The organism is Nonomuraea sp. NPDC050547 (assembly GCF_044457345.1).
In the GTDB taxonomy this organism is placed as follows: Bacteria; Actinomycetota; Actinomycetes; order Streptosporangiales; family Streptosporangiaceae; genus Nonomuraea.
Genome location: NZ_JBITGW010000043.1, coordinates 26,513 through 33,426, shown reverse-complemented (window position 1 = coordinate 33,426; position 6,914 = coordinate 26,513). Strand labels below are relative to the sequence as shown.

Genomic DNA, 6,914 nt, shown 5'->3' with positions numbered 1-6,914 from the left:
TCAAAGCGGACCATAGTGGCACGACGTCGGCGGGCAACCACCCCGATTTTCAGCCCGGAACGGGCCTCCCGCTAGGGAGATCAGTGACTAACCCATTGCCGTCGAGGGCGGATGTTGCCCTGCTGGGCGGACTACCGTCCCAGCCCCCACATGCCGCTCGGAGGCCTCCAGCGTTGACGCGAGCGTCCACCAATATCGCGAGACCTCCACATCAAGATCCTTTACGGTTTAGCGTCTCTGCTAGTTGAGCCGAGGATCATCAACAGAGTTCTCCAACTGCCGGATTCAACTGCATACCCTCGTATTGGAGTAGCGGCGAGTAACGACCTTGGTGTCAAGAATCGTGATGCCTCTTGCGTTCATTTCAGCCTCGTTGTGTGCGCTGGTCTCCTCTAGGTCTTTCCTGAGGATTTGAGCCTGCTCTTCCGGCATCTCACCTACAAAGACGTTATAGGACGATTTGTCGTTTCCCGCCTGGCCAACGGCCAGGTCCGGTGTGACATACCACTGCTTGTCGTTGGCGGAAAACTCCGTGATCACACGGGAGGGAAAATACGTTCGCTTGTTCGCAAGCATGGTCGCGTCCAGGCGCAGGTGAACACCCACAACGAGCGCATATCCGGGCCTTGGTGGGTTCACACCCTTGATCGTGACGCATCTGTCCACTGTGCCCTTCGCGTCAGTGGTGATCGGAAGCAGGCGAGCACCAGGAGTACGCGTGGGCGTGGAGTTGGGTTGCGGCGTCGATGCCACAGTCGGAGACGAACTCGACGCGACAGGTTCGGGTGCGACCTTTTGTCCCGTGAGAAAGTCGATCACTCCGCTCACGTTCCCAGCCATCTCGAAGGGGACTACAACGATGGCGAGCAAGGTTGCGAGAAGAATTAGCCCCGTTTTGCGCGCCTTGAGCCATGTCCAGAATCGCCGGAAAAGAGCCATGCCGCCAAGAATGACATAGAGGCGCCGCCGAAACGGCTGAACTACTCTCATGGCCCAAACAAGGCCCGATCACAAGGAAGACAGAGGACCGATCAGACCACAGCTACACTGTGTTCTTCCTGCGGCATTCCGTGGGTCACCGTCCCAAGGGGCAAGTGGAGGGGCCGGCACGCGTGCTGGCAGGTGACCTCTTCAACGTCAGCGTCGTGGCGACACCACCGCGCAGCAGGCATCAGCGGAATCCACGGTTCACCGATGCCAGGCGCCGAGCACGGTCACCGCCACCTCACCCGAACCCGAGGTACGGCGGGCCCGCACCTCGACCCGCTTCCGATCTCCGAACTTCCACCCATCCGCCAGGAAGCCCGACACGGTGACCGTGCCGGCTGCCGTCGCCGTCCTCGTGCCGATCGCCACACCGTCCACAGCGAGTTGCACCTCCAGCGCACCGCCCACCGTCACGTCCACCGCGAGCGAGCTACCGCTCCGAGGAAACACCGACCAGGCGACCACCTCGAATGTCGTGCCCGACACCGATGTGACCTGCGTCGAGAACGTGACGCCCCGCATCCCGATCTGCAATTCGAGCTTCTTGACACGCCCCTGAAGGTCCTTCACCAGAGCGACCAGGTCGTGCAGCCGCTGGTCACCCGCCTTGATCTGCGACACTGCGCCGCCCCTTACTGCTCGTCCACCGCGGTCGTGAGCTCCGCCGTCGTCACCGTCACCAGCTCGCCCTCGTCCGTATCAGGCTGCACCCGAACGCTGATGATTTTCATCTCGCGGTCAAGGCCCGGCACCCCATCCGGCCGCTCCGGGTACAGATGGTCGTGCTGGATGATCACCGGCACGTTCGCGCCGAGCTCCCACTCCCACCACCGGACCGAGTTACCCGGCACCAGCTCGAACTCGAACACCATCCTGGCGCCCTTCGAGGCGTCCGCCGCCCGCTGCGTCTCGTTCTTCAGCGCCTGCGGTGACGTCAAGCCCTCGAACGTGTACGCCTGCTCCAACTTGGGCCAGCCAGCCGCATGCAGGTCGTCACGCACAACCTTCTCGATCAGAACTCCGCCCTCGCTGAGCGCCAGTTTGCCGAACACGACCGTGGCAAGACCCGGCCGCGTGGACCGCCTGAACCTCTTCACGTTGCCCGGGTACTCCAACGTCAGCGCGGACGACGGCGGCGCATCCCGATTGACCCTGCGGAGCTCGAATCTGGGCCTGTCGTCCACGGGGTCCCACGCCGGCTTCGTCCACCACTCGAATCCGCCCGGTGCCGCGGCGACATCGCTCACCGTGTCCCCGGCCCGGGAGAAGTCCTCTTGCCGGTACTCGCGATCCACCTGCACGGTGCCGGGCACGCCGCTGGCGACCAGCCATCTCTTGTCTGCGGCGGCGCCGGTCTCGTCGAGGATCCAATCGATTTCCGAGTGCGCCAGGGTGCCCGTGCGCGGCCCCGTGAAGGGGATGAAACGCCGGCTGTAGATCCCGATCACGTCCTCGACGCTGATCCGCAGGATGCCGGTTTCGGAGTCGTAGTCTGTCGGGTCCACGACGCGGCCGCCGCCGACGAACCGTTCCCCGCGGTAGACCAGCAGCATCGTGCGCTCGCTGCGGGTAGCGGCTTCGACCCGGCCGATCGTGTAGTCCTCGTCGTACAAAGGGATCTCGGCGGTCAGCGAGCCGGCGCCGCCGAGTGCCAGCTCGAAGGTCACGTTCTGAAGCGGCAGGCTGTCGAGCGGGCGGTGGCTGGACCAGTCGTACAACACATACTCGTACGGCGGAGCTGCCCCGCTGGAATCCGTCAGAGTGGTCGCGGACAACGGCACTCTGGCGGACCGGTTGCCGAGTTCGTCCACCGCGTCCACGCTCAGGCTGTAGGTGATCCCTGGGGTGAGCTGGGTGAAGGTGAACACCTGACTCGTCGGCCCAACCTGGGCGATCCGCGCCGCCCCCAGATAGAGCCCGTAACCGTCGAGGCCCACATTGTCGTCGCTCGACGGATCCCACGTGACGGTGACCGCGGTCTGCGTGACCGCGACCAACCGCACTGCCCCGGGCAGGGCCGGCGGCGCTGTGTCCGCCTGCGCCTTCACCGTCTTCGTCCCGATCGCTGACCTGTTGGAGAGGAGGTCCTTGGCGTCCACCCCGACCGTGTAGAGGCCACCCGGCGTCAGCCCCGTAAAGGCCCTGATGCGAGCCGTCTGGTCCGCTCCTTGCTTCTGCCCATTCAAGTAGACCCCGTACCCGGTGATCGGGGTCTGGTCGTACGGCTGCTCCCAGCCCACCGTGATGGATCCCGCCCCCAGCGCCGTCACCCGCACGACCGGAGTCACCGGTGGCGTGGTGTCGTTGACAGGGGTCAGAGTGATGCTGGCCTTCTCGCTGCGGTTGCCCTTGCCATCGACAGCGTCCACGTCGATCGTGACCGGCACCCCGGGCGTCAGCCCCGAGAACTTGCGGGTACGGCCGGACTGGTCGCCGCCATCCTTCACCCCGTTCTTGTACGTGCCGTACCCAGCCACGCCAGTACCGCTGTCCGTGGCCGCATCCCACGTGACCGTCACGCTCGTAGGCGTCATGGCCGTCAACCTCAGATTCCCCGGCACGCTCGGGGGTTCCTCGTCCGGGGTCGGCCCCCATACGCCAGCCACCCACGCATAATTCGGCCAGGTGGACGGCAATCCCGTGACGAGCGGCCAAGTGAAGGCTACGAAGTCGGCTGCGCCGTCCTTAACTGCCGCGGACGCCCACGCGCGCCGAGCTGCCCCATCAGTCCAGTCACGGAACGTGTAGCCCTTGTGATCAAACCCCGGCGGCCAGTTCGCGGACGAGTTGTCAGAGCCGCTGCCCTGAAGGTACGCCGACACGCCGAGGATGGCAGTACACCCGGCGGGCAGCGACGAGACGTTGACGACCGCAGACGAGGAGGTCAGGCCGGTGTCGCTGCCGTAGTACTCCTCCGCATCCGACAGTTCGAACATCCAGATGAAGATCCGGTCCGTGGAGTCGGATGTGGTCACGGTGACCGAGGAGTCGCCGCCGTAAGAGACCTTGCTGTAGAGGCGGATGCCGAGCGTGTGGACCGTGTGCTCGTGCGGGGAGTAGTCGCCCGAGACGGTGAGCACGCTGGCGTAGCTGTTGACGATCAGCACGATGCGGTTGCCGTAGCTGACGCTGCCGAAGTTGTACGTATGCGAGTTTGACGGCGATTGCGTCGTGTACGGCGTCGCCATCCTGACCAGCGACATAGAAACCCCCGTGGCCGGCGTCGTGATGAGACCGGCACCATGCCCGGCCCGTGGGGCTACCGTCCACGCTCGTCAACTCCAGGCGTCGAAGGCCTCGATCACCAGCCGGGGCGTGCCGCTCTCCCCCGTCACCGGCGAGCCGGTGAGCGTGATGGTGTTGGTACCAGGGATCAGGTGGAACCAGGCCGGCAGGTGAGCCAGCGCGCTGCGGCCAGGACGCGGCCCAGGCCACACCTCCGGTGGGACGTGCGCCAGGACCTGGCGGCTCGCCAGGTCGATCGTGAACGAGTACCGGGGGTCCGCGGGCAGCCGGGAAGCATCCCCAGGCATGCCGCGCATCACCGTGCCCGTCTCCCTGTGAGTGATCGTCCACTCCCGGATCGGGCCGTACAGGCGCAGCCTGGCCGGGATCGACGGATAAGTGCCGGACAGTTCGATCGTGGCCGATGCCTCCCCCGGCAGGGCCCCAATGACCGCCTCGGCGCTCACCGGGACGGTCGCGTACCGGCGGGGGTCTGACACCTTGAGCGGCAGTTCCCACCCGAACGCCAGGGGGCCTTGATCGGTGACGCGGATCTGCCCGTCCAGCCTGACCTTGACCTGCCTCGTCATCCGTGCGTCTGCCACCCTCAGCCAAGCCCTGTTTCTCGGGTGGATCGCCCGCAGCAGCCGCTGTTTGGCCGCCAGCATCGCAAGGTTCGTCTCCGCCACGGCGGTGCCCTTCAGCACGATCCGGCGTGGCCCGTATCGGCCGGCGCCATCCAAGCCACCGTCCAAGCCGCCCCGAGCGGCCGACACCGGCGAGACCGGTGCCGATGACGGCCACCCTTCCGCGCTCTCCACGGTCCATGTCACCAGATGCTGGTCGAGGACGTTGCCCGCCCACATGGCCAGACGATAGACAGGCGTGGATACCGGTACGTACGGGAGCCCCAGGGTCGCCCGCTGCTGTGTGTTGTCCGCGCTGCGCTGCCCTATCGAATCCACCGCGGCCACGCGCACGTCGTACGGCACGCCAGGGGTCAGGCCCGTAACAACGTGATGGCGCGTCAGCAGCCCGTCCACAGTGAAGTCCACACCCGGCGTCGTGTGCACGGTCTGCTGGTCCACGATCACCTCGTAGCCGACCACCTGGAAGTCGTCCTCCGACGCCGTCCACGCCACCGTGAGGGAGTCCTCCCCGGCGGTGGTCGTCAGCATAGGCGTGGTCGGGTCGAAGTCGTTGAGCGTTCGCACGACCAGTTCCGCCGGCGTAGTGGTGCGCTGCCCGATGTGGTCCACCGCCCACACTCGGATGACGGACGCGGTGTCGTCCGGCAGGCCCGACCGCGACAGGATCCGATCGGTCGTGCTGGTGGCCACCGGCTGGCCGTCTACCGCGACGTCGTAGCCGACCACCTGTACGTCATCGGAGGACGGGTCCCACTCCACTGTCCAGCTCGTGTACGACAGGGCCGTGACCCGTAGGTTCGGCGGCGCCGCCGGCGGCGCGTCCACCGGCGTGACATGCGTGAGCTGCGCCAGCGCCGACCGGTTGCCGGACGAGTCCGCAGCGTCCACCGCCACCTGGTACGTGCCTGCGGGGACGAGGTCGTCCAACATGTACGACGTGCCCGCCTGGTCGTCGCCCAGCTTGCCGCCGCCGAAGTAGACGCCGTATCCGGTCACGCCCACGTTGTCGGCGGCCGGATCCCATTCGATGGCGAACATGTACGGCCCGCTCGCCGTGACGCGCAGGTTCCCGGGCACCGCGGGTGGTTCCACGTCCGCGACCGTGTTCACTGTCAGCGACGCCTTCGCCGACCGATTCCCGGCCGCGTCCGCGGCGTCTACTTGCACCAGGAACGTGCGGCCGGGCAGCAAACCGGACAGGGTGCGGCCGAGCGCAGCCCCATCGGCGCCCTGCCGTACGCCGTCCAACCAGACGCCGTACCCGGCAACGCCGTTGTCGTCCGTGGAGACATCCCACGCCACAGACACTTGCGTCAATCCGACCGCCGTAGCCCGCAGATTGCCGGGCACGGTGGGCGGAGTCTCATCCAGGACCACGGCCACGCTTGCCTTCGCGGAGCGGTTGCCGTCCCCGTCAACGGCGTCCACCTCCACCGTGTGCACGCCCGGCGTAAGCGTGGGGAAGTCGTAGGTGAGCCCGGCCTGGTCACTACCCTGCTTCGCGCCGTCCAGATAGACGCCGTACCCGCTGACGCTGACGTTGTCCGTGGACGCGTCCCACGCCACCGACGCCGACGTGCTCGTCTTCGCCGTCACCCGCAGATTTCCCGGCACGCTGGGCGACACCGTGTCCGGGATGATGAAGGTCACGTTGTCGACCCACACCGCGTTCGAGCCGCTACCAGCGGAGGTGTCGCGGTCATACCGGAAGGTGACCTGTGTGGCCCCGTCGAGGGCATACGTGCCGGGCTGGTGCCAGGCGACCTCCCCCGCCTTCCTATAGCGTTCGGTGGCGCCGGTCAGAAAGACGAACGGGTCGAACGGGTTGGAGTCGCTGCCCTCAGTCGAGACCTTGACCCTGAACGTGACCGTGGTCGCCCCGGCCGGAACCGACATCGTGCACGACGACGACCCGCCCGTCTCCACCACCGCGGCGCTCTTCAGCGACCACGTCCCAGCGAACCGTTGCGTGTTGTCCCGCGTCCAGTTGCCCGTGCGCGGCACCACCGCCGTACCAGACTCGAACCCTTCAACGATCGTTGGCATAATCCC

At 66.4% G+C, this 6,914-nt stretch carries 4 protein-coding genes; all 4 read right to left on the bottom strand.

What is annotated here, in order from left to right:
- Window positions 1–285: 285 nt before the first annotated feature.
- The 4 genes from ACIBHY_RS54380 to ACIBHY_RS54365 all read right to left on the bottom strand — a co-directional run bounded on the left by ACIBHY_RS54380 (window position 286) and on the right by ACIBHY_RS54365 (window position 6,908).
- Window positions 286–990, bottom strand: coding sequence for a hypothetical protein (locus tag ACIBHY_RS54380; RefSeq protein WP_397311055.1), 705 nt, complete (start codon window positions 988–990; stop codon window positions 286–288).
- A 198-nt stretch (window positions 991–1,188) separates the two neighbouring features.
- Complete coding sequence (locus tag ACIBHY_RS54375) at window positions 1,189–1,608, bottom strand: hypothetical protein (RefSeq protein WP_397311054.1); 420 nt, start codon at window positions 1,606–1,608, stop codon at window positions 1,189–1,191.
- Between the two features lie 11 nt (window positions 1,609–1,619).
- Window positions 1,620–4,190 carry a fibronectin type III domain-containing protein gene (locus tag ACIBHY_RS54370; RefSeq protein ID WP_397311053.1) on the bottom strand — a complete coding sequence of 857 codons (2,571 nt, stop codon included), beginning with the start codon at window positions 4,188–4,190 and terminating at the stop codon, window positions 1,620–1,622.
- 72 nt (window positions 4,191–4,262) lie between these two features.
- A complete protein-coding gene (locus ACIBHY_RS54365; RefSeq protein WP_397311052.1) occupies window positions 4,263–6,908 on the bottom strand; it encodes a fibronectin type III domain-containing protein in 2,646 nt (881 codons plus the stop codon).
- Window positions 6,909–6,914: the final 6 nt, after the last annotated feature.